The sequence below is a fragment of the Mesorhizobium sp. M0904 genome (assembly GCF_040319475.1).
GTDB lineage: Bacteria > Pseudomonadota > Alphaproteobacteria > Rhizobiales > Rhizobiaceae > Mesorhizobium.
In genome coordinates, this window is sequence record NZ_JAMYOC010000025.1 from 51,682 (window position 1) to 77,038 (window position 25,357).

At 62.2% G+C, this 25,357-nt stretch carries 20 protein-coding genes and 1 pseudogene; 4 read left to right on the forward strand and 17 right to left on the reverse strand.

The window, feature by feature from the left end; translation table 11 throughout:
• Positions 1-199: 199 nt before the first annotated feature.
• Entirely contained in the window at positions 200-937 is a 738-nt protein-coding gene (locus NKH80_RS24190) for a gamma-glutamylcyclotransferase (protein WP_352993996.1), read from the forward strand.
• Here NKH80_RS24190 and NKH80_RS24195 read toward each other — a convergent pair.
• The 12 genes and pseudogenes from NKH80_RS24195 to NKH80_RS24250 form a co-directional block, all read right to left on the reverse strand.
• Positions 924-2,906 (reverse strand): glycoside hydrolase family 127 protein, encoded by a 1,983-nt coding sequence (locus NKH80_RS24195; RefSeq protein WP_352993999.1) that lies wholly within the window; start codon positions 2,904-2,906, stop codon positions 924-926. The genes NKH80_RS24190 and NKH80_RS24195 overlap by 14 nt on opposite strands.
• Before the next feature lie 28 nt (positions 2,907-2,934).
• Positions 2,935-3,792, reverse strand: a complete 858-nt coding sequence (locus NKH80_RS24200; RefSeq protein ID WP_352617427.1) for a carbohydrate ABC transporter permease — start codon at positions 3,790-3,792, stop codon at positions 2,935-2,937.
• Complete coding sequence (locus NKH80_RS24205; protein WP_352837649.1) at positions 3,792-4,721, reverse strand: carbohydrate ABC transporter permease; 930 nt, start codon at positions 4,719-4,721, stop codon at positions 3,792-3,794. The genes NKH80_RS24200 and NKH80_RS24205 overlap by 1 nt, the downstream gene beginning before the upstream one ends.
• A gap of 295 nt (positions 4,722-5,016) precedes the next feature.
• Positions 5,017-6,270: an ABC transporter substrate-binding protein gene (locus NKH80_RS24210; RefSeq protein WP_352690737.1), complete on the reverse strand. Its 1,254-nt coding sequence runs from the start codon at positions 6,268-6,270 to the stop codon at positions 5,017-5,019.
• 69 nt (positions 6,271-6,339) lie between these two features.
• Positions 6,340-7,395 (reverse strand): LacI family DNA-binding transcriptional regulator, encoded by a 1,056-nt coding sequence (locus NKH80_RS24215; RefSeq protein WP_352994004.1) that lies wholly within the window; start codon positions 7,393-7,395, stop codon positions 6,340-6,342.
• A 209-nt stretch (positions 7,396-7,604) separates the two neighbouring features.
• Positions 7,605-8,861: a DUF6600 domain-containing protein gene (locus NKH80_RS24220; protein WP_352994052.1), complete on the reverse strand. Its 1,257-nt coding sequence runs from the start codon at positions 8,859-8,861 to the stop codon at positions 7,605-7,607.
• 204 nt (positions 8,862-9,065) lie between these two features.
• A pseudogene (locus tag NKH80_RS24225) lies at positions 9,066-9,281 on the reverse strand (LacI family DNA-binding transcriptional regulator); the annotation flags it as partial.
• Between the two features lie 180 nt (positions 9,282-9,461).
• A complete protein-coding gene (locus NKH80_RS24230; RefSeq protein WP_352994007.1) occupies positions 9,462-9,755 on the reverse strand; it encodes a hypothetical protein in 294 nt (97 codons plus the stop codon).
• 53 nt (positions 9,756-9,808) lie between these two features.
• Entirely contained in the window at positions 9,809-11,737 is a 1,929-nt protein-coding gene (locus NKH80_RS24235; protein WP_352823991.1) for an AAA family ATPase, read from the reverse strand.
• A gap of 180 nt (positions 11,738-11,917) precedes the next feature.
• A complete protein-coding gene (locus tag NKH80_RS24240; RefSeq protein WP_352994010.1) occupies positions 11,918-14,035 on the reverse strand; it encodes a DEAD/DEAH box helicase family protein in 2,118 nt (705 codons plus the stop codon).
• Positions 14,014-14,550, reverse strand: coding sequence for a hypothetical protein (locus tag NKH80_RS24245; RefSeq protein WP_352823993.1), 537 nt, complete (start codon positions 14,548-14,550; stop codon positions 14,014-14,016). Before NKH80_RS24245 ends, NKH80_RS24240 begins: the two co-directional genes overlap by 22 nt.
• Positions 14,547-15,365, reverse strand: coding sequence for a DNA adenine methylase (locus NKH80_RS24250; protein ID WP_352823994.1), 819 nt, complete (start codon positions 15,363-15,365; stop codon positions 14,547-14,549). Before NKH80_RS24250 ends, NKH80_RS24245 begins: the two co-directional genes overlap by 4 nt.
• A gap of 498 nt (positions 15,366-15,863) precedes the next feature.
• On the opposite strand from NKH80_RS24250, the gene NKH80_RS24255 reads away from it, so the two are divergent.
• Both NKH80_RS24255 and NKH80_RS24265 read left to right on the forward strand, forming a co-directional pair.
• Positions 15,864-17,624 (forward strand): adenylate/guanylate cyclase domain-containing protein, encoded by a 1,761-nt coding sequence (locus tag NKH80_RS24255; protein ID WP_352994055.1) that lies wholly within the window; start codon positions 15,864-15,866, stop codon positions 17,622-17,624.
• 254 nt (positions 17,625-17,878) lie between these two features.
• Positions 17,879-18,415, forward strand: a complete 537-nt coding sequence (locus NKH80_RS24265) for a dihydrofolate reductase family protein (RefSeq protein WP_352994014.1) — start codon at positions 17,879-17,881, stop codon at positions 18,413-18,415.
• Positions 18,416-18,580: 165 nt separating this feature from the next.
• Here NKH80_RS24265 and NKH80_RS24270 read toward each other — a convergent pair whose 3' ends face one another.
• The 5 genes from NKH80_RS24270 to NKH80_RS24290 all read right to left on the reverse strand — a co-directional run bounded on the left by NKH80_RS24270 (position 18,581) and on the right by NKH80_RS24290 (position 24,778).
• A complete protein-coding gene (locus NKH80_RS24270; protein WP_352994016.1) occupies positions 18,581-19,444 on the reverse strand; it encodes a patatin-like phospholipase family protein in 864 nt (287 codons plus the stop codon).
• Positions 19,441-20,691 (reverse strand): M16 family metallopeptidase, encoded by a 1,251-nt coding sequence (locus tag NKH80_RS24275; protein ID WP_502900993.1) that lies wholly within the window; start codon positions 20,689-20,691, stop codon positions 19,441-19,443. Before NKH80_RS24275 ends, NKH80_RS24270 begins: the two co-directional genes overlap by 4 nt.
• A 166-nt stretch (positions 20,692-20,857) precedes the next feature.
• Positions 20,858-22,222 carry a M16 family metallopeptidase gene (locus tag NKH80_RS24280; RefSeq protein WP_352994021.1) on the reverse strand — a complete coding sequence of 455 codons (1,365 nt, stop codon included), beginning with the start codon at positions 22,220-22,222 and terminating at the stop codon, positions 20,858-20,860.
• Between the two features lie 98 nt (positions 22,223-22,320).
• Complete coding sequence (gene rsmD / locus NKH80_RS24285) at positions 22,321-22,875, reverse strand: 16S rRNA (guanine(966)-N(2))-methyltransferase RsmD (protein ID WP_352994023.1); 555 nt, start codon at positions 22,873-22,875, stop codon at positions 22,321-22,323.
• Positions 22,856-24,778, reverse strand: coding sequence for a pseudouridine synthase (locus tag NKH80_RS24290; protein WP_352994025.1), 1,923 nt, complete (start codon positions 24,776-24,778; stop codon positions 22,856-22,858). The genes rsmD and NKH80_RS24290 overlap by 20 nt, the downstream gene beginning before the upstream one ends.
• 76 nt (positions 24,779-24,854) lie before the next feature.
• Here NKH80_RS24290 and NKH80_RS24295 point away from each other — a divergent pair, with 76 nt between their 5' ends.
• Complete coding sequence (locus tag NKH80_RS24295; protein WP_352739164.1) at positions 24,855-25,307, forward strand: nucleoside deaminase; 453 nt, start codon at positions 24,855-24,857, stop codon at positions 25,305-25,307.
• The last annotated feature ends 50 nt before the right edge of the window (positions 25,308-25,357 follow it).

The window sequence follows — 25,357 nt, forward strand, 5'->3', positions numbered from 1 at the left end:
ATCCGGCGTCCCCCCAGACCAGCATCTCGCCGCATCACGTTGAAATGGGTTCAGTCGACGCTTTTAACCCGTCGCGTAGGTATTTGTGCAGTCAAGCTGTTGGACATGACAGTTCGAATCCCGATACCGCGCGGGTGTACTCGGCCCTTGAGAATCCTTCAGCCTTCGGCAACATGGCGGCAAGGCTGAGAGCATGAGGATGAGCAAGGTCATTTCCGCCGCATCACGGCGTTCGCCACGCAAGACACCGATGGCGCTGACCGAGGCACTGGTCGCCCGCACCTTGCGTGCGGTCGAGGATGCCGGGCCGACGCCGGGCATGGTCTACATGACCGATGCCGATTACGCGCGCATTCGCGACGAGGTGCTAGCCGGCGCGCCGGCCGGGCCGGTGAAGCTGTTCGCCTATGGCTCGCTGCTGTGGAAGCCGGCCGGCGAGGTCAGGGGTGGCGAACGGGCCGTGGCGACGGGCTGGCACCGTTCGTTCTGTTTTACGGTGCAGCGCTTCAGGGGCACCGTCGAGCAGCCCGGCCTGATGATGGCGCTCGACCGCGGCGGCCAATGCCAGGGCATGGTGTTCGAGATCGCCGAGCCCGTGGCGGCCAATCTCGAAGCGCTGCTGCGCCGCGAGATGACCATCCTGCCCTCCGTCAACGTGCCGCGCTGGCTGCAGGTCAGGACAGCCGACGGCACAGGCCAAGCGCTTGGTTTCGTTGTCGATCCCGCCAATCCGCGCTATGCAGGCAAGCTCGAAAAGCGAGCGATAGCGGCGACCCTGGCCACGGCCGTCGGCCATTGGGGTTCGGGCGCCGAATATCTGTTCGAGACCATTCGCCATCTCGACGCCTGCGGCATCCGCGACCGCAATCTCTGGCAGTTGCAGGAACTTGTGGCCGAGGAGATCGGTCGGGCGCCGTCGGGCTTCATTCGTCCCTGAGCCAGACCAGCATCTCGCCGGGGTCGCGGTTGTCCCAGGCGAAATACGGCACGGCGGTGAGCTTCGCGTCCTCGACCGCCGGCGGTTCGGTGCGGTAGAGCCCCTCTTCCCAATTTTCGAAAGCCTCCTTTTTGGCAATCGCCGAAAGTGTCACAACGCCGCCCAGAAGGTTCAGCTGCTGATGCGCCTCGATGTCGGCCGTGCGCGGCAGAGCGATGCGATGCAGCTGGCTGGAATTGTCGGTCTCCTCGACGCAGTAGATCAGCGGGCCGCGCGCCAGTGCGACACGGCCGATATCCTGCCGCACCTGCGGATTGGCGTAGAGGCGGTCGACGGCCATTTCGAGGTCGAGCTCGACGCGGTCGCCCTTGCGCCATTCGCGGCGGATCGCGGCATAGCCGTCGCTGCTGATGGCAGCCAGATCGACATCGGCGCCGTTGACCTTGAGCGCTGCCTTGCGGCACCAGGCCGGCAAGCGCAGGTGCAAAGTGAACTCGGTCGGAGCTTCCGGTTCGACAGAGATCGAGACCGCGCCGTCCCATGGATAGTTACTGGTCTGGGTGAGCTCTATTTGCCGGCCCGCGATATCGAAACGAGCCGTGCCGTTTCCATAGAGATGGACGGCGAGTGCGTCGTCCGACAGGCCGTAGAAATAGCTGCCGATCGAGGCGACCATGCGCCCGACATTGGGCGGGCAGCACGGGCAGCGGTGCCATTTCCAGCGGTGGTGGGTGCCGCGGCTTTCGAGCGGATTTTCGTAGAAGAACAGCGAGCCGTCGAGCGACAGGCCCGAGATCGAGCCGTTGTAGAGCGCCCGCTCCATGATGTCGGCGTAGCGCGCATTGGGACCCATGCCGAGCATGCGGCTTGCCCAAAACACCAGGCCGACCGAAGCACAGGTTTCGGCATAGGCGGTGTCGTTGGGCAGGTCGTAATCGGCGGTAAAACCCTCATTGTGCGAGGACGGGCCGAGGCCGCCGGTGACGTAGAGGTTCTTGGTCATGAGATCGTCCCACAGCCGGTCGAGCGCCACGCGCAGCGTGTCGTCGCCATATTCGGTGGCGATGTCGGCCATCCCCGAAAAGAGATACATCGCCCGCACCGCATGGCCGACGACCTTGTCCTGCTCGCGCACCGGCTTGTGCGACTGGTTGTATTCGTAAGTCTTGAAATGATAGGCCTTGGGGTCGGCGCCGCGGGCGCGCGCCTCCTCGTCGAAATAATGCGGCTCAACCCCGCGCTGGTCGATGAAGTACTTTGCGAGGTCCATATACCGTTGCCCGCCGGTCACCCGCGCCAGCTTGACCAGCGCCAGCTCGATCTCCTCGTGGCCGCAATAGCCCTTCTTCTTGCCGGGCTCGGGACCGAACGTCTCGGCGATGTGGTCGACATAACGGCACATGATGTCGAGCAGCTTCCGCTTGCCCGTGGCCTGGTAATAGGCGACGGCGCCTTCGATCAGGTGGCCGGCGCAATAGAGCTCGTGGCAATCGCGCAGATTGGTCCAGCGCAGGCCCGGCTGGATGCGCTGGTACCAGCTCGACAGATAGCCGTCGGGCTGCTGCAGCTTGCCGTACATGTCGATGACGGCATCGATCTTCTTCTCGAGCTCGTCGTTGCGGCGGCGGTAGAGCGAATAGGCGGCGGTCTCGATGGTCTTGCCCCAATCGCTGTCCCAGAACATCTGCGTCGTCACCGTCGATCCGGTGAACTCGTTGCCGGCAGTGGCCGCCTCGTCCGGTGAAGGTGAGTGGAACGGAATGACGACGCCCGGGGATGGCCGGTCCGGATCGATCTGCTCGAGCATGCGCGCCTCGACGCAGCGGTCATAGAGGATGCCGGCGGTCTTCGAGGCGACGGCATCGACGCGGTCGCCCCAGAAGCCGCGCACATCGACCTGCGGCACGGGCAGCGGGCGGAAGGCGAGTTTCGGCTTGGCGCCCTGACTGGCGGATTGCGATGCGGTCATCAATTTACTCCGGTTCGATTTCTTGTGGTCACTTCACGGCCCCTGCCATCAGGCCGCGGATGTAGAAGCGCTGCAGCAAAAGGAAGAGCACCAGGCACGGCACCATCATGACGGTGACGCCGGCCTGCACGGCGCCCCAGTCGATGGCGCCGAAGCGGCCGGACTGCAGCGCGGTCATCATGATCGGCAGCGTGAATTTCGACTGGTCTGTCATCAGCACCAGCGCCGCCAGAAACTCGTTCCAGGCGCCGAGGAAGGCGAACAGCGCGATGGTGACGATGCCCGGCCAGACCAGCGGCAGCATCACCCTCAACAGCATGGTGACATTGTTGGCGCCGTCCATGCGGGCGGCCTCCTCGATCTCGCGCGGCACCGCGTCGAAGGCGTTGCGCATCATGAAGATCGAGAACGGCAGCTGCAGCGTGACGTAGACGCAGACCAGCCCGGTCAGCGTGTTGTGCAGGCCGATTTTTGTCAGCACCAGGAAGATCGGCGTCAGGATCGACTGGAACGGGATCATGATCGTCGACAGGATGACGACGAACAGCAGGTTCTTCAGCGGAAAGCGGAAGCGCGAGAAACCGTAGCCGGCGAGCACGCTGACGATCACCGACAGCACCACCGTCATCACCGAGACATAGATGCTGTTTTGCGCCGGCAGCCAGAGGCCATCGCCGAAGGTGTTGAGCGTGGCGTAGTTCTCGAGCGAAAAACCGGTTGTCGGCCACGGCGGCAGCGGCGGCTGGCGCGCTTCCTGCGCCGGCTTGAACGCCGAAAGCACCGTCCAGGCGATCGGCGCCAGGAACAGTATCGACGCGATGATGCCGGTCGAGTGCTCGGCAATCTGCATGCCGATGCGGCGTTTGCGGCTCCTTGCCTGCGCCATCAGTCGACCCCCTCGGGATTGCGCAGCAGCCGCAGCTGGATGAGGCTGAGCGCCACCAGGATGACCAGCAGGACCATCGAAAGTGCCGCGCCATAGCCGAGCTTGAACGACACGAAGGACTGGTTGAAGATCCAGTAGACGGCGGTCAGCGTCTGGTTGCGCGGGCCGCCGCGCAGGATGATGTAGAACTGGTCGAAGGCGAGGATCGAGCCGGCCACCGACAGGATCAGCGCCAGCGCCAGCGTGCGGCGCATCAAGGGCAAGGTAATCGCCCGGAACCGCGCGAATGGCCCTGCCCCGTCGATCATCGCCGCTTCCTGCAGATCCGGCGGGATCGATTGCAGGCCGGTCATCAGGATGATCATGGTGAAGCCCGCCACCTTCCACACCACCATGGCGATGATCGACCAGAAGGCCGGCTGGAAGGTCGCCAAAAGGTTGAATTTCTTCTCGGTCAGGCCAAGCTCGAAGGCGGCCGGGCTGAACAGGCCGGAATCGACATTGAGCAGCCATGACCAGAGCAGGCTGGCCGAAGCGAAGCCGATCACCGCCGGCATGAAGAAGGACGTGCGGTAGAAGCCGGTCAGCTGCCGCGGCCTTTCGATGAACAGCGCCAGCGGGAAGGCGACGGCGAAGATCGCGATAGTCACCACCACCGTGTAGTAGCCGGTGAACTTCAGCGCGTTCCAGAAGCGGGTGTCGCGCAGGATCGCCCAGTAATTGTCGAGGCCGATAAAGCTATGCGCGCCCATCAGCGGCCAGTTGTGCAGCGACATCCAGGCGGTCATGCAAAGCGGCACGATGAAGAAGACGACGACAAGCGCAACGGCCGGCGCGACATAGAGCAGGCCGATCCACTGCCGGCGGCCGGCGCCAACCTGTTTGTATGCGCGCGCTGGCGCGGCGGTGGTTGCTGTGATGGTGGTCATGCCTGTTTTTCCATTGGCGGGACGTCCCCCTCCCCCTTGAGGGGAGGGTCCGGCCGAAGGCCGGGGGTGGGGTCCTCCGCGAAGCGCGCCGACATCAAAAGAGCGTCGAGCACTGCCGCAACGACCCCACCCGGACCTGCGGTCCGACCTCCCCTCGAGGGGGAGGTTAAGGGGCTCCCGGGGGTGGGGTCCTCCGCGAAGAGCGCCGACGTTTCTTTCTGTCGAGCACTGCCGCAACGACCCCACCCGGACCTGCGGTCCGACCTCCCCTCGAGGGGGAGGTGGGCGCCGGCGCTTACTTCTGCGGCGCCGAATCGATGATCGACTGCATGGTCTCCTGCGCATTGGCGATGGCGCCGTCGACGTCTTCACCGAAGAAGACTTCGTTCATCATCTGGTTCCACGGACCGTTGGCCGAGTTGATCAGGTCGTTGAACACCACCGAATAGGGCGTGCGGCCCTTGGCCATGGCTTCGGCGGCAACCTTGTAGCGCGGGTCGAGATCTTTCAGCGCCTCATTGGCGATGTCGCCGCGCACCGGCAGGCTGCCGTATTTCGCCAGGATGGTCTGGCCTTCGAGCGAATAGGCGAAATCGAGGAACTCCTTCACCACCGCAACCTTGGTGGTGCCTTTGGTGACGACGAAATTGTCGCCGCCGGCAAACGACGACCAGCCGCCGTCCTTGCCGGGCAGGAAGGTGATGCCGTAGTCGATATCGGGATATTGCGTGTTCAGTGCGCCGATAGCGAAGGCGCCGGACGGCGAGATGCCGATATTGCCGGTGGCGAAGGCGGCAAAGAAGTTGGAGCCGGTGTCGGTCTGCGCGCCTGAAGGCACCAGGTCCTTCTTGACCATCGAACGGTAGAGGTCGATGGCGCCGCGCATCTGCGGCGTGTCGAGCGTCGCCTTGGAGCCGTCCTCCGTCAGGATGTCGCCGCCCGAGGCCCAGATCAGCGGCGTGAAGGTGAAGATGTTGCAGCCGCCGCAATTGCCGGAGAAGTAGAAGCCCTTGATGTCGCCGCCGAGCGCGTTGACCTTTTCGGCGTCGCTCTCGATCTCGGCCCAGTTGGTCGGGCCCTTTTCCGGGTCGAGGCCGGCCTGCTTGAACAGCTTCTTGTTCCAGATCAGTACCGAGGAATCCGCCGAGAACGGCAGCCCGTAGATGCGGCCCTTATAGGTGCCGGTCTTGACATGCGCCGGCGACAGGCTGGCGAAATAGGGCAGCGATTTCGCCCAGTCGGTGATGTCCTCCAGCTGGCCGGCGGCGGCGAAGGACGGCGTGTAGATCAGGTCGAGCGAGAGTGCATCCGGCGCGGTGCCGCCGGCGGCGGCGGCGCCGTATTTCGGGATGATTTCGGCATTGGGGATTATGTCCAGCTTGATCTGGTTCTGATGCCCCTTGTTGAAGGCGTCGACGATGCGCGGCATGAAGTTCGAGCCGTCGGCGCGCACCCAGATGTTGGCGGTGTCGGCGGCGGCCGGACCGACTGTCGCCAGCGTGCCCAAAATGCTCGCTGCGATGGCGAGCCCGGTAATGGTGGTTCTCATGCTTCTCCTCCACATGGTTTTAACTCGACCGCGCCCCAGCGCTTTGCAATCGACACGGCCCGTTTCGTTTCAGCCGTCCGGCGGACGGCCGCATGACTGACGCACCACCAGCCGGCACGGCAGTTTTCTGATGCCCGGCACAGCGGGTTCGCCGCCGACGAGCGAAAGCAAGGCAAGGCCGGCCTCGCGGCCAAGTGCTGCGAGATTCATGTCGACCGAGGTCAGCGGCGGCCGGGTCGCCGCGGCGACGATCTGCCAATTGTCGAAGCCGATGACGCCGACCTCGTCCGGCACGCCGATACCGCGTTCGCGCAAGGCGTCGATGACGCCGCGCGCGATCTGGTCGTTGCCGCAAAACACCGCGTCCGGTTTTTCGCGCGTGCCGTCAAACCCCTCACCGTCGAACAGTGTCTTGACCGCCTCATGCCCCCAAGCCTCCGACCAGTGGCCAAGCAGCGGCTCCATGACCGGCAGGCCGTTCTCGGCCAGCACCGCGCGATAAGCCTCGGCGCGGGCATGCACCACGGCAAAGCTCGCGGGACCGCTGACATGGGCGATGCGCCGCCGCCCGAGCCGGCAAAAGTGCTCGACCGCCAGGCGCGCCCCGCCGGCATCGTCGGACACGAAAGCGATGGCGTTTGGATCGGGCTCGGTGAAGGCATAGATCGCCGGAATGCCGAGATTGGCGAGATCGACCGGCAGATGGCGGTCGATGCGCTTGCCGCTGGCGATGATGCCGTCGACGCGCTTGTCGAGCATGGCATCGACATGCAGCTGGGCAAGGCGCGGGTCGTCCTCGACATTGCACAAAAACACCGAGACGCCGGCATCGACCAGCGCATCGGAAACGCCGGCCATCAGCGGCAGCGAAAAGCGGCCATAGGTATCGTTGGTCAAAAGCCCGACGGTAAAGGAGCGCCGCCTGAGCAGGCTCTGCGCCAGGCTGTTCGGGCGAAAGCCAAGCCGCTGCGCCGTCTCGCGAATGCGGGTCCGCGTCTCGGCGGTCATCCGCCCCTGCCCATTCAGCGCCTTGGAGGCGGTGGCAACGCTGACGCCGGCAAGGGCTGCCACCTCACGCAAGGTGACGGGCTGCTTGGCGGGCGTTGGCTGCGCATCGGACGCCATGATTTGGATATGATCCTCCCAGGTGGGAAAAGCTTTTCTCTTATGGCCCCTCAGGGTGCTGATTGGTGATGTCAGCGGATGCGAGGGGAGTTGGGAAAAGGTTTTCTCAAGGGAGAGATTAGGACGAAGGATGTGGGGATGGCAAGGGGGAATGGCCGCTCAGCGGCACCGCGATCGAATAATCGCGGTGCCGCAGTCTAACCGTACGGCTAGCAACTCTCAGTCTGCGGATCGCACGCCTTGTTTTTCTGCTTCTCCGGCTTGGGCTTGGCCGCCTGTTCCGGCTCGGCTTGCTGCTGCTCGGCGGGCTGCTCCTTGGCCTTCCGCTTCTCAGGCTTGGCCGCCTGTTCCGGCTCGGCCTGCTGCTGCTCGGCGGCGGGCTGCTTCTTGGACTTCGGCTTCTCAGGCTTGGCCGCCTGTTCGGGCTCGCCCTGCTGTTGCTCGGCGGCGGGCTGCTTCTTGGTCTTCTGCTTCTCAGGCTTGGCCGCCTGTTCCGGCTCGGCCTGCTGCTGTTCGGCGGCGGGCTGCTCGCCGGCCTTCGGCTTCTCAGGCTTGGCGGTTTCTTCGGGCTTGGCCTGCTCGGTCGATGCAGCACCTTCGGTCGGTTTCGATTTCCGGCCGGCCTGAACCTGCTTCACCTCCTCGATGTCTTTGAGCTTAGCTGGTTTGGCCTTAGGGTCGGCTTTCACCTCGCCCTCAAAGACAGCGACCGTATCTTTTTCCAGTTTGCCGGACTGCTCGGGCGCGTCGGTCTTGCTGACCTTGACGGCAGTCACCTTCTGGTTCGTCTCCTTTTCGATCACATCGACATCAATGACTTTGTTGATCACGACGTTGTTCCGGATCGTCACGTCGCCGGCCGGCTCGGCCGCCTCGACGATGCGGACAAACTCCGGCTCATCCCGGATAACGACGGTAGAAACGTCCGCGGCAAGGAATTCGCGGGTGGGGACCACAACCCAGTAGTAATCCGGCGTCGTGTCGAAGGTCACCTCGATCGAAATCAAATCCGGGTCGCGGCGCGGCGGCAGCGGAGCCCAAATCATGTGCTCCCTGTCACGACGCCAACTCACCCATGCTGGCGCCCAGCGAGTTCCCGGAACCCAATACCAGCCGATATCGTCGGCATAGCCCCACCGGCCGTAATGGTACGTTGCCCAGCCGAATGGCTCGTCGGACACCCAGAGCCAGCCGTACTGCTCGGTATAGACCCAATGTCCAAGCGTATACGGACGCCAGTCGTCAGGCACATCAACCGGCACGAAGACGGTCGCTCCGTGATACGAGACCCAATCACCATAGGAAGACAGGTCTTCGTAGAATGTGCTGATCGAAACGGTGGTGGCAGCCCTTGCCTCGGACACAAGCGACAACGGCGCAATTGGGTTGGGAATCTCGACAACTGTGAGCAGGCAGGCGGCGCCGAGCATCAGTCGCACCGCATGTTGGGCAAGGACGCGTTTCATCGTAATCTTCCTCCGAAACAGATCGCCCTTCATCGTACAAACCCGCCGGCTGCCGGATTGTTCCATTTCGCCGATGCTATCCGCGTCCGCTCCCGCAGCGGCTTGGCATCGCACGATGACATTTGGGATCAGAGTTGCTTCATGAAGGCGGTGACCGTCACAAATGCGCGCCGAAGGCGCGGCGATAGGTCGTTGGTCAGCGGGCCCGACGGTAAAGGAGCCGCCGCAACAGGCTCTGCGCCAGGCTGTTCGGGCGAAAGCCAAGCCGCTGCGCCGTCTCGCGAATCCGGGTCCGCGTCTCGGCGGTCATCCGCCCGTTCAGGGCTTTCGAGGCGGTGGCGAGGCTGACGCCGACGATGTGGCTACCTCGCGGAGGGTGACCGGCTGTTTGGCGGGCGTTGGCTGGGCGTCGGACGCCATGATTTGGATATCGATCTCCCGGTGGGAAAAGCTTTTCTCTTAGGGGCCTGCGGGTGCTGAAATGGTGAGGTCAGCGACGGCGGGGCGATTGGGAACAGGTTTTCGCCAATGGGCGATTAGGGGAAGGGTGCGAGGATGGCAAGAGATATGCCATCAAAGTATGTTACGTCGGCGATGACTTCAGCCCAGCAAATCCGCGGGTGTTTCGCCTCGGATAACCAATCGTTCGTGCACCAATCGCAGGCCTTCGTTGACGAATTTTTCGATCGCACGCACTGGAGTTGTCACTTCTGGATAGAGCGCATTCACAAGGGATACGATCTCGCCGGTCGGGTCAAATAGTCCGCTCGCCCAACGAGTGTCCACGCCCGGCGTCGCACCAGGGGTGACACCTGCTTTGATCGCATAGGCCATGGAGAAGCGGGCCGCTTCTTGAGCTTCATTGAACCAGTCTTTGTTCAGAATCTCTTCCATGAGGCGTTGAGATTCGGCCGAAAGGCCAATGCTACGCCGGTCTTGATCCATAATCAGCGAATCTCTCTTATGTTGGTACGCCGGCTGTTCACGCGTTCGAGCTCGTACTCAGCAACCAGCCGAGAGCCCAAAAGCTCCCGGGCACGCTGACGGCCAACTTCTGCTTCATAGACAAGAAGAACAACTTGATCGGCCATCTTATGGAGACCGCTCACGACGTTGGACGTGTGGCCATCGTCAAGACGGCCAAAGGGCGAGTCCATCACTATGGGGCCGCGCAACGGGGCATTTTGCTGCAACGCACCCATCAACGCCAAGGCGACGACGTGTTCGGCTCCCGCAGAACGCGCGTCCTCGGGACGACCATCCCTATGTATGATCGTCAGGCCATAGTCATTGTTAATTCTCAGGCCAGCAAAGTCAGTCTTCTCGGTGGTCATTGCTAGAAACAGTTCAGTGGCGCTGGCCTCAACACGTTTTCGCAATTCCGTCTTGTATGCTTCTACCGCATCGTCGAACACGGCGGCACTGTCTCGCAAGAGCTTGGCTCGAGCCTCTACAGCCATAACATCAGCTCGAGCGGTGTTCTGTAATTTTCGACGCAATCCATCGACGCGCGTCTCCTGCTGCTCGAGCTGGGCCGCCTGCTTCTCGATACCCTGCTTGACGATCGCAATTTGTTCGATGACTTCGACGTAAGTTGCTTGGGTACTGCGGACGGACGCTTGGTCCGTATCGGCCAGCGAAGAGAGAAGATCTTTCGCTTCTTCGCGCTCGTGTTGTTCCACCACTGCCATATCTTGAATTTGCCGGACCAATTGACGTACTTCGCCGGACACATCGAAATCCCTGAACCCGCCTACGGCCCCCAAGCGGATCGACGCTTGGTCTGCAGGCCGCGCTGCTCCCGTGTCGCCCAATGTCGCGAGCAGCCTCGACCGCAGGGCTGGGGCAACATCCTGTTCACAGATGTCACAATGACTTCGCTCAACGGCCGCGCGGCGCAGCTCGACTTTTAAGGCCTCGATCTGCGACTGCAAGTTGATCTGTGCTTGTTCCCTGGCCTTACGAATGGGCTCGTGCAAAACCGTCCGCCACGCATCGCTCATGGCGCGTTTGATGTCCAATCGCAAATCCACTTGCCTCGTCGCCGCTGCAGCAGCGCGATTGAGCGCATCCTGGCGACGGTTCATGAGATCAGCGGCTCGTCGATCAGCCGCGAGCTTGGCGTCGATTTCGCCCTTTTGTCGAGTGAGGTCTGCGAGATTGTCCTTTAGTCGGACGAGTTCATCTTGTTGAGCCTTGCGCAGCGTAATAGCCGCCTGAAGCGCGTTGCCCAAGCTCTGAGTTTCTTGATGTCGAGACGCCTCCGTAGCGGCCTGCCTGTCGGCCTCGTCCGCCAACCCAAGAAGGTGGCGGCGTCCCGCCTTGAGGATCGGCACGCCAAGAATTCTTTCGATCGCGCTTGAAATCTGAGGTCCAACCTCACTCTCGTTGATGATCAACTCCTCATACTCTTGGAGAAGCTCGCCATCGAAAAGAAAAAACCGTGAAATGTCCTCCGGAAAAATTTGACCAAGAAGCCGGTCTTGCTCCTGCTGGCTTACCACCTGGCCACCTCGCCGAAGGAGTACCTCAGAGCGATAGTCGCCGTCATTGATGGGGCTTGGGCCACGTGCTTCATGCCCGCGATAGAGCTCGAAGGCTTGACCATCGAACTCGAATTCCAAAGCGACATTGAAGCCGAACTTGCCCGCCGATGCTCGCTCGCGATTGGATAAGCTATGGACTAGTCGTTCACGCCGCCCCCTCCCTAACACTTTGCCGAAAAACGCGTATCGGATAGCGTTCAAAAGGGTAGTCTTGCCCCGCATGTTCTCGCCATAGACAACCAGTACACCGGGCTTTGCCGGAAACAACAGGACTTGCTTGTCCGCAAACGGCCCAAATCCTTCGATTTCCAGTTTCTTAAGCAGCAGCATCTGCTTTAGCCCATCTTTGCTAGCGCAGTGTCCACAGCGCGCCGGATCAATTGGACCGCGCCAGCGTCGTCCTCCAATGTACGTGCCTCAGCGTCCAAAACGGCGTCGAGAAACTGCTCGTCCAGATGAGAAAAGCGATCTGCACGAATCCGATGGATCACCGAGCGAATGTCTTCCAGATCAGTCTTCCGCATCTTCCACCCCAAGCCTCATAAGTGCGTGCCAGTCGAGTCCTGCTTGTACTGCAATTTGTTGTAGGTCGGTCGCTGACGCGGGGTTGGACGCATATGTGGCAAATTCGATCGCCCTAGCCAGCTCTCCGGATGTTATTGGATCTGACCTTCGCTCATCACTGTCTTCGTCCGAGTCCAGCCTAGATGGAAGGACGATGGCGTCATGGATGTACGCTAGCGCCTTGCCCTCGGCCTTACGAAGTACGCGGCCACGGCGCTGCACAAACTCCCGCGGGTTCTTGGATGAAGCCAGGATTAGGGCGTGAGTCACAGAGGGGATGTCCACGCCTTCGTCCAAGCACTTGATAGCTGTAACAATGCCACCGCGCTTAGCCAACCACCTTAGCGTTTGATCTCGATCACCTTCCATCGCGGAATGATACGCCAAGGTCGAAATGCCCGCGGCTGCCAAGTTGGCGTTGACAGTGTTAAGTTGTGTGCTGTCGTCACAGTAGATCAGCCATCGTTCGCCGACCACGTAGCCCTGGCTAATCACGCGGACGGCCAGTTGCACCTTGGCGCGCGCCTGCTTAATTAGGCGCGCCCTGCGGATCAGCAGATTTTGCGCCTTCTCGGCCAAACCGGGCGTTCTGTCATTGGCGCGAATTCGCGCTTGTATCCGTACGATCTCCCGGCTCAACTTCGCCCAAGCATCCTGCTCATCTGGCTCTAGACGCAGGGCGTGGGGCCGGTAGAAGTAGGGTGTCAAAACTCCATCGCGAATAGCGTCGGGAAGCGTGTAACGTGGCCGCAGGACGCCGCCGAAAAAAGTCATGATTGCAGCAGTTCCATCAGCATCACCATAACGCTCAGGCGTCGCACTCAGCCCAAGCCGTGGCCCGAAGTTGGCATCGTCCATTAGTTTCCGATGTTTCCGCGATCCCAAGCGATGCACTTCGTCTACAACGATCATAAGATGCGCCCCGCCATCAAGCTGGCCGCGAAATTCATCACTCGATGCGGTTTGGACGGTAGCCAGCACGATACGCAGCTGCTCGCTGGGCGTCGTCCACTGACGCAATGTCGCACGCCAGCCGCTATGTCCGGCGCCCGCGCGCAGGATCCGTGGAGTGAGGTCCGCGGTAGTCTCGCGGATTTCCTTTTCCCATTGGCCAAAGAGAGTCTGATCCGGGACGATCACTAGCACTACATTTCGATGTTCTCTCAAAGCTTCGCGAATGGCGGTGATTGCTGTGAAGGTCTTACCTGCCCCAGTGGCGAACGCGAGAATGCCTCGGCGGCCATTGGCTGCCCAAGAGGTCAAGCCGAGTGCTTGGTGTGGTTTCAGAACCCGGCCGCGGGGATCCGCAGGTTCTGTTGAGGTGGTTTTCTGGAGAAAATCATCGAATGCTCGTTCGAAATCGTCGGGCGCGGCGCTGGTCAGTTCAGCGCGCGCCACCTCCGGAAAGGGGCGAACACAGAGCCCAGGGTATTTTCGTTGCCAAAGATCACTGAAATAGCCTTCCTCAACATTGCATCGCTCAAGGTCACGAAGGCCGAGCCAACTTACGGCAACGTCAACCGACTCTAAATTTCCGTCCGAAGCGAGACCCGTCCAAGTCTCGTTCATAGAGCCCTTGAATATCACCCGATGACCAATCGCGTCGCGGAAAATACCTAGTTTATCATGAAATATGCGTCCCTTGGCGGAAAGCAGGTCGTTCTCTCGTAGAATTGCCACCTGAAGGTCAAGAAGACCGCGGGCGACCAGTCCCGCCAAAATCTTGGCTGGCTCGCAGAGTTCTTCATTCTGCAGCAAAGATGTAACCTGTTCGAGCAACCGCCTTCCGATTACCTCGTCGACCCGTGCCGCATAGCCAGCCTCCAAAGCATCGACATCGGCATCAGCTAGAATCTGCGAACATAGGATTTGGATCTTACCGCCACGCTCTATGAAGCCCTTTAATGCCGGCCAAGCAATGATGAAGACTGTGCTCCGAAAATAGCCTACAGCTCGATCAAAATGGGTCGCTTGCATCATGCAAGGTAAATAGAAGTCGCGCGCAATATCATCGCGACCCTTATGATAAGAGGTTTTCAAATTCAGTTGAGAAAGGTCAAACATTCACCTTCCTCGATCCCGCCAGTAGTGGTTATCCTTGTCTCAAGAGTTCGCCACAAGTCCGGGCTTTGGCAGACCAACACTGCTTCCTTGGCGCCGTTCGTCAGGTACCGCACCTGCTCGGCGGTCCCATAGACGGCAGCTTTGCGGACGACCTGATCCCGCACCTGCAAGTTACCGCCATTCTTAAATCGAGGATGCAGGCTAGCGTCCCAAAACACAAAGACGTCCAAGTCTGCATCATAGCCGACTACAGTGGTGAACCGACCGTCGGAATGATCGAACGAACCATACTGGCCCACCGCCTGATCCCGAACCCGCAGCACGATTTTGTATTCGCGCCGAGCCCGTTCGCCAGCGCCGCCAACTAGGCTGTACATATAGACCCTCAGACGCAGGGACTCTGGTTCACGTAAGTCTAAGATTAGTGGCTTTTCGTTGGTAGGACTGGTCCAATGCACCCGGCCACCCAGGGCTTTTAACAACGCTCTATGCAAGTGCACCGCTCGGGCGGTCATGCGGCGTTCTTCTCCTGTGGCACCCCGTTGTCTACGGTCCCATTTGTACCTGCATCAATGATTGCGTTCTCATCAATGGAATTCAAGTCTTTGTCGAACTTACTTAGCCAATAGACCTCTTTTGAGCGACGGTCTGCTCGAGTGGTCTTAGTTGATCCTAGATCTCGAAAAGGCAACCAGTCTGCTCCCGCATTTTCACAAACAATAACTTGCCCAGACCGATTTCGGCACCAAGTTGCCAGCGCGGAATAGTCGATGATTTCCGAGCCGAAGCGATAGTGCCGGCCCGCCTCGCGATAGGGTGGATCGATGAACCAGGTAGCCTCTGAGTTTTCGGGACACTCAACATAGCCGCTATTGTATACCTTCCAGTGGCGAATATTTTCGACTTGGGTCGCGATCGTGTTTCGCACTCTTTCGCCCCAAAACGATCCAGGACGAATCTTGTCGCGCATCCATTTTGACGGAGATTTGCGTGGACTGGCAGTGCCACGATTGAGCCAGAAACCGACTAACCACTTGGCCTCTTGAGAAACCTTTAGGTCGTCACAAGTCCCATCAAGAGGAAGGTCTGGAATTGCCAAGATGTCTTTTGGTGTAGCAGAGATCAGGAAACGCCAGACCGCGACTATAACTGGGTCAATCTCGTACAGAATCACCGCCCTGTCCGGATACCTTAGGCTATATCCGGCTGACCCCGCAAATGGTTCGATGATCGTTTCGTGCTCCGGCTTCGGATAGAGACGAACCGCATCACGCCACTTTCCGCCGTAGTAGCTGAAGAAGGGTCGGAGGGACTTGATCGGTTTCGTCACCGCAGACCGCCGGCCTTGACAGACGGCGAGCGCTCTCGATCAAAAACTTTGCTTGTCTGCCCCATGACCCCTCCACCAGTGCTCCGACTCAGTTTTGGAGCTTACCACCTTGGCGCTAAAGTGCACGCGGGGGACAAGTGCCTGGGGACTAACCCCGTTCTGTTTTCTAGCGGACCACCAAGTCGACGCTTGCCTCTGCCATCGGCCAAAAATGACAAATCCCGAGCTAATTTTCACGAAGCCTACGACCTACGAGATCTTTGCCGGCTCGTGGCTCAAGGAAACCGGCGACTTTGCCGACCGGTTCAACGCGCTGCCGAAATATGTCGCCTCGACGAGCTCGGCGCCGCGCCTCCCGCCATTGATGCGATCGGCAGCCACCAGGCGGAGGGTTCTGATCCGCCCTTTCTTGCTGCTGCAGTAGGAGGACTTCAGCCACAAGCCCAAATTGCTGGATTTGGCGGCCCAGGAAGCGTAGGCTTGGTTTTTGGTTCAGCGATGGAACAGAGACTAGCCGCAATTCTGGCTGCCGATATGGCGGGCTACAGCCGGCTAATGGAGGCCGACGAATCCGGCACGCTCGCACGCCTTCGGACCCATCGCATAGAACTGGTCGATCCCGCCATTGCCAAGAACAAGGGCCGGATCATCAAGACCACCGGAGACGGCATGCTCGTTGAGTTCCAGAGCGTGACCGATGCCGTGAAATGCGCCGTGGAAATCCAACAGCGCATGAAACGGCGCAATTCGGATGTGCCGCAAGAACGGCGTATCGAGTTCAGGATCGGCATAAATCTCGGCGACATCATTTTCGACGATGAGGACATTTTCGGCGACGGCGTCAATATTGCCTCGCGCATCGAGCAACTCGCCGACGTCGGCGGCATCTGCGTGACCGCAGCGGTGGCGACGCAAATTGCCGACCGTCTCGAAATTGCCATGGAGGACCTGGGCGAGAAGACGTTGAAAAACATCAGCCGCCCGGTTCGCCTCTATCGCATCGGGCTTGACAGCCCTGTCCTGCCGGAGGTCGAGGCAAAGCGATCCATCTCGAAACCTTCGATAGTGGTGCTGCCATTCACCAACATGAGCGGCGACCCCGAGCAGGAATTTTTCGCGGACGGACTGACCGAGGACATCATCACCGAACTGTCCCGCCACCATGAGTTGTTCGTCATCTCGCGCAATTCCAGCTTCGTCTACAAGAACCGCGCCGTGAATGTGCGCGAGGTGGCCGAGAAACTCGAGGTTCAATATCTGGTGGAGGGAAGCGTCCGCAAGATCGGCGAGAGGGTGCGCGTGACGGTTCAGCTCATCGACACGGCGAATGACGCTCATATCTGGGCAGACAAGTATGACCGGAAGCTGGTCGACATATTCGCGATTCAGGATGAGGTGACGGCGGCGATCGCAGCCACGCTGCCCGGTCGTGTCGAGGCGGCTCAGCGCGACCAGCTCGCGCGGGCGAAACCTGCAAACATGGCCGCGTATGAATGTGTGCTTGCTGCCAAGGTGCTGCATCACCGAAGCACAATTGCGGATAATGAACGCGCGCGAACCTTGATAGAAAGGGCCGTCGCGCTCGACCCCGATTATGCCCATGCCCATGCCTGGCGGGCCTGCATTCTTGGCCAGGCCTGGGTCCATAACTGGTGCGAAGACAGGGATGCCATCTGGAGCAGCATCATGGCGGCGCTGGACAGGGCGCTGGCGCTGGACAACAACGATGCCGATGTCCACCGCATTCTCGCGGCAGTGAATGTGAACAACAATGAGCTGACCACAGCGCGCTACCATCAAGAGCGGGCGCTGGCCCTCAATCCCAATTACGACCTCGTGGTGGTGCAGCAAGGCGAGTTATTGACGTGGCTCGGGAGGCCGGAAGAGGGAATTGAATGGATCCGCAAGGCCATGCAGTTGAACCCGCACCACCCGGAGAGGTTCTGGAGCCATCTGGGAAAGGCGCATTTCGCCGCGCGCCAGTATGGCGAGGCGATCGAAGCTTTCATGCATCTGTCAACCATGGACGCGGCTCAGCACGCCTTCGCCGCTGCCTGCTACGGCTGGCTGGGCGACGAAATCGCGGCCGCGGCGCATCTCGGCAAGATCAGAACGCTCGATCCCCAATTCGACCTCGATTCATTCATCGCGACCCTGCACTATGCCCAGGAGTCCGATGTGCAGCACATCCGCGAAGGACTGCTGAAAGCCGGTATTGCCAGCCTGCAGGCAGCCCGTGACCCGCACGATCGTCGATAAGCTGTTGGACTTAGCCACAGCGAAATAGCTACGGCTCTCTTCTACCTTGCTGGGCTCATAGTAGATGATCCAGTCGCCCACGCATGCTTCGACGTGGCGCGGATACTGGCCAGGAAACTGGTATTACTCAGCGGGGGCGGTCATTGCAGATCGAATCTGAACAGGGAAAGCCCTCCCCCTGAAAAAACGCCGCGCTAGGTGACGGTACAGTTCGCACAAGACCCGCACGGCCGTCCCGACAGAAGGAACCCGCCATGAGAAAACTCATCATCACCGAATTCATCAGCGTCGATGGCATTGCCGAGGTCGAGAAGCTGCCGAGCGTGGCCTGGAACGATGAGATGCAAAAGTTCAAGGACGACGAGCTTGCCGACAGCGGCGCCATGCTTTTGGGACGCACGACCTATGAGATCTTTGCCGGCTCGTGGCCCAAGGAGACCGGAGATTTCGCCGACCGGTTCAACGCGCTGCCGAAATATATCGCCTCGACCAGCTTGACGGCGCTCGACTGGCAGCCGGCCGAGCTGCTGCAGGGCGCGTTGCCGGAAGCGGTCAGAGGGCTGAAGCAAGGCAGCGGCGGCAACATCTATGTGCATGGCAGCCTCAGCGTTGCGCAGGAATTGCTGCGCAACGGCCTGGTCGACCGCATCAGGCTGCTCAGCTACCCCGGTGCCGTCGGCCAGGGCAAGCTGCTGTTCCCGCCCGGCGCGCAATTGCCGCTCGAGCTGATCTCGGCCACGCAATTCAGCAACGGCGTGGTGGCGCTGGAGTATGCGGCCGGGATGGCGTGATCAGCCAATCTCCCCCCTCGAGGGGGAGATGCCCGGCAGGGCAGAGGGGGTCGGTTCGACCGGGCGCGGCACTCCTCTCTTGCGGCAGTGGCGCATTACGCGAGACGACCCCCTCTGTCGCCTTCGGCGACATCTCCCCCTCAAGGGGGGAGATTGGCAGCTTCCCTACACCGTCCGCTGCCTGCCCTCGACCGCAGCGTCTTCCCTCGCCTTCAGCGCCTGCTCCACCTCGCGCTTCAGCTCGTCCTTGATCGCAACCGTCTCGGCCATCAGCGCCTCGATCTTCATGAAGTCGAGCACCCGGTATTTCGACACCGCCGGCCGGACCAATATGTCGGGCCGGCTCTGGTTCAGCTTGCTGGCGATGATCGACTGCATCATCAGCTGCGTGGCGCCGAACATCAGGTCGACGGAGGTCGGGAATTTGCGGCCCGCCTCGGTCGGCGCGCCGACCACGTCGACGGCAATGATGATGTCGGCGTCGAGCTCGATCAGGTCGAATGGCACAGGATTGTAGATGCCGCCGTCGATCAGCATCCTGCCGTCGCGCATCACCGGGCGGAACACCGCCGGAATCGCCGCCGAGGCGGCCAGCGCCGAAGGCAGTTCGCCTTCGGCCAACACCGCGAGCTTGTGGCCATAAAAATCCGTTGCCGTCACCTTCAGCGGTATTTTGAGTTCGGCGAAGGTCTCGGGAATGGCATCGGGCAGGAACGCCTTGAGGATGCGCTCGACATTGAACTGGCTGACCCGCAGGCCGCCGTGCATTGCCTCGGCAAAAGTGCCGGGCCGCGCCCGCCACATGCGCGTCGCCACCTCGGCGCGCCGGCCGAGGATCGAGCGCGCATAGTCGTGGATGTCCTTGCCGGTCATACCAGAGGCCATGCCGGCGCCCATGATGGCGCCGATCGACGAGCCGGCGATTGCCGCCGGCCTGATGCCCAACTCGTCAAGCGCCTCGATAACATGGATATGCGCCAGCCCGCGCGCGCCGCCGCCGCCAAAGGCGATGCCGAAGCTAGGGCTCATCCCTTGTTGGCCGCGCCCAGCTTCGGCCCGACCACCATGACGGCCGGCTCGGCGGAGAGCAGCTTTTTCGCCACCGCTTTCACCTGGTCCTGCGTCACAGCGTTGATCAGGGCGGCGCGGCGCTGCATGTAGTCGATGCCGAGCTTGCCGAGCTGGATCTCGACCAGCGTTGAGGCGATCGCGCCCGAGGAATTCAGATTGTTGATGGCATAGGCGCCGATCATGTATTTCTTGGTCGCCGCCAGCTCGGCTTCGGTCGGCCCCTCCTCGGCCATACGCTTGACCACGTCGCGTACCACGGCCAGCGTCTCGGCCGCCCTGTCGGCGCGGGTCGAGGTGGTGATGGACAGCGCCTCGGAATGCTGGTGGTCGACGAGGTCGGAGCTGACGCTGTAGGCTAGGCCGCGCTTTTCGCGCACCTCGTCGAACAGCCGCGAGGTGAAGGTGCCGCCGCCGAGGATCTCGTTCATCAGCACCGCGGCGAAGAAGTCCGGCGCATTCCGCTTCACCCCGGGATAGGCGAGTTGCAGCGAGGCCTGCGGCTGGTCGTACACGACCTCGAGCTGCTGACCAAGCTTCAGGTCGATGTCGGGAACGGGCGTCAGCGCCTGCTTTTCCGGCAAGCTGCCGAACACCAGGTCGAGCTTCTGCTTCAGCGTCTCGGCATCGATGGCGCCGACCACCGCGACATGCAGGCCGTCGCGGGCGAAATTTGCCTTGTGGAAGGCGCTGAGATCGGCCGGCGTGATCGTCGCGATGCTCTGCCTGGTGCCCTGGTCGGGCCGCGCATAGGGATGCCTGCCGTAGATCGCGTCCAGCCATTTGCGTTGGGCGAGCGTATCGGGATCGCGCTCGCTGGCGATGATGCCGGACAGGATTTGCGCGCGGATGCGGTCGATCGGCACCTGGTCGAAGCGCGGCTGGTTGACCGCCACGCGCAGCAGGTCGAAGGCGCCGTCGCGCTGGTCGGCCAGCATGCGCATCGAACCGTAAATGCCATCGCGCTGCGCATCGAAGCTCATCTCGGCGCCGACCTCGTCGAGCTTGATCTGGAAGGCCTCGCTGTCGAGGTTGCCGGCACCTTCGTCGAACAGGCCGCTCATCAGATTGGCAAGCCCTTCCTTACCGGGCGGATCCTGCGTCGCGCCGCCATCGAAAACGAAGCGGATGGCGACGATCGGCACCGAATAATCCTCCACCAGCCAGGCGGTAATGCCCTTCGACGAGGTCACCTCCTGGATGTTCATGGCAGCACGGGCGGAAAGCGCCGGCAGGACGAGGAAGACGAGGGAGAGTATGAGGGTTGCTAGAAGCGGGCCGGCGTGCTGGCGCTTCCCTTCTCCCTTTGTGGGAGAAGGGGAGGAGCCCGCGAGGGGAGAAGGCAGAGCGGGACCATGCTGGCTCATCATCACATCAATTCCCAGCTTGGGTTTGCGGCAGAAGATAGCCGGTCGTTGCGTGGTCGAGATTGAGATAGCGGGCAGCGACTTCCTTGACCTGGTCGGCGGTGACCTTGCGGATGCGGTCCGGCCATTGCTGAACGTCCTGGACGTTGCCGCCGGTGGCGAGCGTCGAGCCATAGATGTTGGCCATGTCCTCCTGCTTGTCGCGGGCGAAGATCATCGAGCGGACGAAACGGTCCTTGGATTTTTCCAGCTCGTCGCTGGTGACGCCGTCTTTGGCGATGCGGGCGATCTCGGCGTCGACCGCGGCCTCGACGTCGGCAAGCTTGGCATCGCCGCGCGGCGCGCCGTAGACGGTGAAATTGGTGTCGTCGAGCATGGTGCCCTGGAAGAAGGCGCCGGCCGCCGCGGCGATGCCTTGCCTGACGACAAGCTCCTGGTAGAGCCGGCTGCGGTTGCCGCCGCCGAGGATTTCGGACAGCACGTCGAGCGCTTCGGCCTCGCCCGGCTTTGCCGTGTGATAGGACGGGACCACCCATTGCGTGGTAAAGCTCGGCACGCTGACGCGCCCGTCGGTCAGCGTCACCGTACGCCTGGTGTTCTGTTCCGGCTCGACCGGGCGGATGCGCGGCGGCAGATCCGGGCCGCGCGCGACCTTGCCATAGGTCTTTTCGGCCAGCGCCTTGACCGTTTCCGGCTCGACATCGCCCGCCACCACCAGCACGGCGTTATTGGGTGTATAGTATTTGTTGTAGAAGGCCATCGCGTCGGTGCGGTTCAGCTTCTCCATCTCCTGCATCCAGCCGATGACCGGGATGCGGTAGGGCTGGTTCTGCCACAGCGTGGCGTCGACTTCCTCGTCGAGCACCGCCTGCGGATTGGAGTCGATGCGAGAGCGGCGCTCCTCGAGGATGACGTCGCGCTCGGTCTTGATGACATCGTCGTTGAGGATGAGATTGCGCATGCGGTCAGCCTCGAAGCCCATCATCTCACCGAGCGCCTGCGGCACCACCGTCTCGTGAAAGGCGGTGTAGTCGTAGGAGGTAAAGGCGTTGTCCGAGCCGCCGATGGCGGCGACGGCGCGGTCGAGCTCGCCCGCCGCATGGTTGCTGGTCGCCTTGAACATCAGATGCTCGAAGAAATGGGCGATGCCGGACTTGCCCGGCGGCTCGTCGGCGCTGCCGATCTTGTACCAGACCATATGGGTGACGATCGGGGCGCGGTGATCGGGGATGACGACGACCTCCATGCCGTTGTCGAGCAGGAAATCGGTCACGACGCCGTCGTCGGGATTGTTGCCCGCCAGAGCCGGCGCGGCCATCACCAGAGCCAGCCCCAAGAGCGTTCCGCGCAGCCATTCAGCCTGAAATGTCATAGATGGCTCCGGTTTGGTGGTCGGACGATAGGCGGGGTTGCTGGTCGAGGCAAAGCGAATTGTGCGTCATTTTGAAGGCGCCATCGCGGACACCGAACTCAGGCGGCCTCGATAAACCGGATGACCGTCTCGCCATAGTTGCGCTCGTCGACAACCGAGAAGCCCGGCCCTGCCTCGAACGGCGCCGCCGTCGCTTCCTCGACGACGCAGAGCGCGCCGGGGGCGAGCCAGCCGCCGGCCTTGGCCGAGCGCAAGGCGCGTTCGCCAAGCCCTTTGCCATAGGGCGGATCGGCAAAGACCAGGCCGAATGCGGCGATGGTGCCCGCCTCGCCCAGGGCCGTCGCGTCGCGGCGGAATATCTTGGTGCGGCCGGTGAGGCCGAAGGCCTCGACATTGGTGCGGATCAGGCCGCGCCCCTCGGCGGATTCCTCGATGAAGACAGCGTAGGAGGCGGCGCGCGACAGCGCTTCGAGGCCGAGCGCGCCGGTGCCGGCGAACAGGTCGAGCACGCGCGCGCCGTCCAGTTTTTCGGGAAAGCGATGCGCCAGCACGTTGAAGACCGCCTCACGCGTGCGGTCGGTCGTCGGGCGGATGGCAAAGGTGCGGGGCGTCGCCAGCGGACGCCCGCGAAACTCACCGCCGACGATCCGCATTGCTTCCCTTCGGGCCGCCACGCGGCCGGTCGCGACCGCTGTCCGGACGTTCGCCGCGCGGCTTGCCGAACGGCTTTGCACCGCCGCCTTGCGGCTTGCCGCCGGGCTTGCCGTAAGACGGCTTGAACGAGGCCTTGCGCGCCTTGTTTTCTGCCGCCTTGGCGGCGTCTGCCTCCGCCCTGCCCTTGCCGATCGGCCGTGCGCCCGGCGCCATCCAGACATTGGCCTTGCGCTGGCCCGGCGGCTCGATCGGCCGCTGCTCGCGTTCGGACTTCTTCCCACCGAAGCCGCCACGCGGCTTGTCGCCACGGGGTTTGTCCCCGAAGTCGCTGCGTTCAGGTCTGGGGCCACGCTCGCCAAAGCTCTTTTTCGGCCCAAAGCTCCTGTCGGGGCTTGTCGACAGCTTGCCGAGCGCTTCGTCGCGGCTGCCTTCGCGACGCTTGCGGTTCTTGATCAGGCCGCCCTCGCCGATCGGCCGGCGTTCGCCGTCGCGGGTGAATTTCGGCCGCTCGGGCTCCTCCTCCCGCTCACGCCTGACCGGCTTGTTGGAAAACGGCTTGGCGATATCGGCGTCGAAATTGGCGCCGGACTCTTCCACCAGACGCTCGCCGAGTTGGTCGCGCAGCACGCGGCCCTTGATCTCCAGCACATGACCTTCCGGCAAATCATCAAGCTGGAACGGCCCGTAGGAAATGCGGATCAGCCGCGTCACGTCGAGACCGAGCGAGCCCAGGATGTTCCTGACCTCGCGGTTCTTGCCTTCGCGTAGGCCGAGTGTCAGCCAGGCGTTCGAGCCCTGCTCGCGGTCGAGCGTCGCTTCGATGGCGCCATAAAAGATGCCGTCGACGGCAAGGCCTTCGCGCAGGCCAGCAAGCGCGCTTTCCTCGACTTTGCCGTGGACGCGCACGCGGTAGCGCCTGAGCCAGCCGGTGGCCGGCAGTTCGAGGACGCGCGACAGGCCGCCATCATTGGTGAGCAGCAGGAGGCCTTCGGTGTTGATGTCGAGCCGGCCGATGGTCATCAGCCGCGGCAGCCCGGGGGGCAGCACATCGAAGACGGTCTTGCGGCCTTCGGGATCGCGGTTGGTGGTGACCACGCCGGCCGGTTTGTGGAACAGGAACAGCCTGGTGCGCTCGATCGGCGGGATCTCCATGCCGTCGAGATGGATGATGTCGCCGGGCATCACGTTGAAGGCCGGCGAGGACAACACCTTGCCATTGACCTTGACGCGACCGGCCGCAATCAGTTCCTCGGCGTCGCGGCGCGAGGCCAGGCCGGCACGCGCCAGCCGCTTGGCAATGCGTTCGCCGGCTTCTTCCGTTACCTCGACGCGACGCGGGCGCGGCCTGAAGCCGCCGTCCGACGCCGCCCGTGCCGTTTGTGCACCTTGCGGCCGATCGCCGCCAAAATCACGCTTAGGACGATCGCCGAAGTCACGCTTGGGACGGTCGAAGCGCCTTTCACCGTGCTCGCCTTCGGCAGCGGCCGGCCGGTCGCCGCGCGGTGCGTACGGCTTGCGTGGGCCCTCGCGCTGTTCATAAGGCTTGCCTTCCGGACGCGGCCCTTTGCTGAACGGCCGGTCGCCGCCCTTGAAGTCGCGCTTCGGCGGTTCGCCTTCAGTCGCCGCTGGCCGGTCGCCGCGCGGTGCGTACGGCTTGCGTGGACCCTCGCGCTGTTCATAAGGCTTGCCTTCCGGACGCGGCCCTTTGCTGAATGGCCGGTCGCCTTTGAAGTCGTGCTTCGGCCGTTCGCCTTCGGCCGCCGGCCGATCGCCGCGCGGAGTGTAGGTTCTTTTGGCGCCGAAGGACGGCTTGCCGCCCTTGCCGGGAGCGCTATCGCGACCGCGCGGCCCTGCCGGCTTCGGGCCGGCCTTGCGCGGGAATTTCTTATTTTTGTCGTCCATGTGGCCTTTGCTCGTTTGCGCGGGTAGTAACAGGATCGCGCTCTAGTGGCGAGGAGATAATCGGAATGGAAACCGCGTGAGGCGGCAGGATTTCATGGCGCTGGCGCTGAAAGAGGCCGAAGCCGCCGCCCAGCGTGGCGAGGTGCCGGTTGGCGCGGTCGTCGTCGGCGGCGATACGGTCGTTGCGAGTGCCGGCAACCGCACCCGCGAGTTCGCCGATCCCACCGCTCATGCCGAGATGCTGGCAATCCGCGAAGCCTGCCGCAAGCTTTCCAGCGAGCGGCTCAGCGGCCACGATCTCTATGTGACGCTGGAGCCGTGCGCCATGTGCGCCGGCGCCATCTCCTTCGCCAGGTTGCGCCGGCTCTATTTCGGCGCTGCCGACGAGAAGGGCGGCGCAGTGGTCAACGGCGTTCGCTTCTTCACGTCACCGACCTGCCACCATGTGCCCGACATCTATCCGGGCATGGCCGAGAACGCTGCAGCAGTGCTGCTGAAAGACTTTTTTCGCGAGCGACGCGGACCCTGATTTTCTGGTCCGGCAGACGGTCCAAATCCAAGTCAGCCAATCCAGGCAAG

Coding starts and splice junctions, on each gene's coding strand:
- NKH80_RS24190 (WP_352993996.1), top strand. CDS start 200: ATGAGCAAGGTCATTTCCGCCGCATCACGGCGTTCGCCACGCAAGACA.
- NKH80_RS24195 (WP_352993999.1), bottom strand. CDS start 2,906: ATGACCGCATCGCAATCCGCCAGTCAGGGCGCCAAGCCGAAACTCGCC.
- NKH80_RS24200 (WP_352617427.1), bottom strand. CDS start 3,792: ATGGCGCAGGCAAGGAGCCGCAAACGCCGCATCGGCATGCAGATTGCC.
- NKH80_RS24205 (WP_352837649.1), bottom strand. CDS start 4,721: ATGACCACCATCACAGCAACCACCGCCGCGCCAGCGCGCGCATACAAA.
- NKH80_RS24210 (WP_352690737.1), bottom strand. CDS start 6,270: ATGAGAACCACCATTACCGGGCTCGCCATCGCAGCGAGCATTTTGGGC.
- NKH80_RS24215 (WP_352994004.1), bottom strand. CDS start 7,395: ATGGCGTCCGATGCGCAGCCAACGCCCGCCAAGCAGCCCGTCACCTTG.
- NKH80_RS24220 (WP_352994052.1), bottom strand. CDS start 8,861: ATGAAACGCGTCCTTGCCCAACATGCGGTGCGACTGATGCTCGGCGCC.
- NKH80_RS24230 (WP_352994007.1), bottom strand. CDS start 9,755: ATGGAAGAGATTCTGAACAAAGACTGGTTCAATGAAGCTCAAGAAGCG.
- NKH80_RS24235 (WP_352823991.1), bottom strand. CDS start 11,737: ATGCTGCTGCTTAAGAAACTGGAAATCGAAGGATTTGGGCCGTTTGCG.
- NKH80_RS24240 (WP_352994010.1), bottom strand. CDS start 14,035: ATGTTTGACCTTTCTCAACTGAATTTGAAAACCTCTTATCATAAGGGT.
- NKH80_RS24245 (WP_352823993.1), bottom strand. CDS start 14,550: ATGACCGCCCGAGCGGTGCACTTGCATAGAGCGTTGTTAAAAGCCCTG.
- NKH80_RS24255 (WP_352994055.1), top strand. CDS start 15,864: ATGGAACAGAGACTAGCCGCAATTCTGGCTGCCGATATGGCGGGCTAC.
- NKH80_RS24265 (WP_352994014.1), top strand. CDS start 17,879: ATGAGAAAACTCATCATCACCGAATTCATCAGCGTCGATGGCATTGCC.
- NKH80_RS24270 (WP_352994016.1), bottom strand. CDS start 19,444: ATGAGCCCTAGCTTCGGCATCGCCTTTGGCGGCGGCGGCGCGCGCGGG.
- NKH80_RS24275 (WP_502900993.1), bottom strand. CDS start 20,691: ATGAACATCCAGGAGGTGACCTCGTCGAAGGGCATTACCGCCTGGCTG.
- NKH80_RS24280 (WP_352994021.1), bottom strand. CDS start 22,222: ATGACATTTCAGGCTGAATGGCTGCGCGGAACGCTCTTGGGGCTGGCT.
- rsmD (WP_352994023.1), bottom strand. CDS start 22,875: ATGCGGATCGTCGGCGGTGAGTTTCGCGGGCGTCCGCTGGCGACGCCC.
- NKH80_RS24290 (WP_352994025.1), bottom strand. CDS start 24,778: ATGGACGACAAAAATAAGAAATTCCCGCGCAAGGCCGGCCCGAAGCCG.